The 2,153-nt window shown below is 62.3% G+C and carries 2 protein-coding genes and 1 pseudogene; 2 read left to right on the top strand and 1 reads right to left on the bottom strand.

Going from position 1 to position 2,153, the window contains the following annotated elements; translation table 11 throughout:
- The first annotated feature begins 137 nt into the window (after positions 1-137).
- Entirely contained in the window at positions 138-722 is a 585-nt protein-coding gene (locus IWX62_RS16115; RefSeq protein WP_196842424.1) for a Mu transposase domain-containing protein, read from the top strand.
- A 57-nt stretch (positions 723-779) separates the two neighbouring features.
- Positions 780-1,415: pseudogene (locus IWX62_RS16500) on the top strand (ATP-binding protein).
- Between the two features lie 326 nt (positions 1,416-1,741).
- On the opposite strand, the gene IWX62_RS16105 reads toward IWX62_RS16500, so the two are convergent.
- Complete coding sequence (locus tag IWX62_RS16105; RefSeq protein ID WP_196842423.1) at positions 1,742-1,891, bottom strand: hypothetical protein; 150 nt, start codon at positions 1,889-1,891, stop codon at positions 1,742-1,744.
- Positions 1,892-2,153 lie beyond the last annotated feature (262 nt).

The raw sequence follows: 2,153 nt of genomic DNA, 5'->3' as shown, positions 1-2,153 counted from the left end.
CCCCACCAACGAGCCCAAAACCACAAAATCACCCGAAGCAGGAATCAACCGCCAGCGCAGCGACCAAACCGACGATCATGAAAAATCCGGGCTAGGAGCCCGGGTACCAGGCGCAGTGCGATCTGATGTTCCCACCGGTGAAGATCCCGATCGCCCGTGGTGGGCCGCGGGTGTTGCCGGTGCTGGTGATGGTCTGTTCGCATTCGCGGTTCATCACGGCCACGATGATCCCCTCCCGGACCACCGGAGATTTGTTGGCGGGGATGTGGCAGCTGATCGGCGGGCTCGGTGCTGTTCCCACGGCTGATTTGGGACAGCGAGACCGGCATCGGACGGCGGAACTACTACGCCGCCGGCGTATCGATGTCAGGCCGATAGACCTGGTGACCGCGGATCGGGCCGCGATGCTGGTGTTACCGCCGGTGGAACCGATCACGGGTTTCCGCGCAAGGGTGCGGTTGCCATGGGATTACTACGTCCGAATCGCTTCGAACGATTACTCTGTTCACCCGCAAGCCATCGGCCGGTACATGGACATCACCGCTGACCTCACCACGGTGCGGACTACTGTGGACGGCCGGATGGTTGGTGTTCATACCCGGTGCTGGGGTACGGGGCAGACCATCACCGATCCTGCCCATGTCCAGGAAGCGAGGGTGCTCTGGGACGCATTCCAGATCCCGCACCCACCAACCCAGGAACAGGACGGAACCCTTACGTGACTTAGCGGATTACGATCGGGCGTTCGGCGTGGTTCTGGACGAAACTCGGGTGTTCTCATGACCGGGGTGCAGGAAACCGTCGGGCAGATTGAGTACTACTCCCGGGCGATGAAAGCACCCCGTATCCGGGAGTCCGCGACCAGACTCGCCGGCCAGGCGCGTGGGGCTCGCTGATCGCACCAGGAATACCCCGCTGCGGTCCTGTCCCGGGAAGTCGCAGCCCGCGAAGCTGTTGGGCCCGCCCGGGACCGGGAAAACGCACCTCGCTACCGGGCTCGGACTCCGCGCGACCCAACTCGGGTTCCGGGTGCTGTTCGCGACCGCAACGGATCAGGTGAGCCAGCTCCAATCCGCCCACCAGAACGGTAGGCTGCCGCAGAATTGCTGAAACTACGACGTTACGGGCTGATCATCGTCGATGAAGTCGGCTATATCCCGTTCGAACAAGACGCCGCGAACCTATTCTTCCGACTCGTCTCCAGCCGCTACGAACACGCCTCGATGATCCTCACCTCGAACCTACCGTTCGCCCGTTGAGGAGACGTCTTCGGCGACCAGATCGTCGCTTCCTCGATGATTGACCGGATCGTTCACCACACTGAAGCCCTCACCCTCAAAGGCACCAGCTACCGCCTCAAAAACAGTGGCCTCGACTCGCTACACTCGACAAGACCAGAGGACACGGCAGCATAAACACGTCAAAGTGGCTTAGTTTTCAACCCGTAGAGCGGCTCACTATTCGACCATCACTGATACAGGCGGCCGCCGTCTCAGATGATCTGGTCGTTCTCTCCGCGTGCCACTACAGTCTCGTGTTCCTGTCCCTCGGAGACGGGACGAAGATCCTGTTCAATGAAGCTACTACGCACAAGGGAACACCTACTCGATTACTCCAGGTGAAAGGGAACAAGGCGGCTCCGGACCCGCCCGGAAGGTTTATGGACTGACGTCCGCAGGTCGCCGGCCACTGGACGACTTTCGCGCACTATGGCAGACGTTCATGCCCGCCGCCCAGGCCATCAGCAGCGGCCACCGACCCCGCCGGGAGCAACCTCCGGGATGCGGCCGCCCGCGAGCTCCTCCGCGATGGCCACCGCCACCTCGACACCATCGAGAGAGTGAAACGACGCTTCGAGGACCCAGCCGTCAGGCTTCGGCCTGTGCGTCAAGACAACCACGTGGTTCACTCCGCTCGGAGGCGTCCGCCGTTATTGGCCGGAGACGGAAGCGGGGCCTGGCGCCCGGCGTGATGATGGGCCTGGGCGTGGGCGGTTCGGGTGGTGTGTTGGTGGTGTGTTGGTGGTGTGTTGGTGGTGTGTTGGTGGTGGGATCGTGTGTGGTGGTTAAGTGCGAAAGGCCCCACCGTGGGTGGGGCCTTTCGTTAATGGTTGTCCGGCGGTGTCCTACTCTCCCACACTCTCTCGGGTGCAG

The sequence above is a fragment of the Arthrobacter sp. CAN_A1 genome (genome assembly GCF_015751665.1).
GTDB lineage: Bacteria > Actinomycetota > Actinomycetes > Actinomycetales > Micrococcaceae > Arthrobacter_D.
The sequence above is the reverse complement of the archived record's forward strand: the minus strand, read 5'-3'. Positions and strand labels throughout refer to the sequence as shown.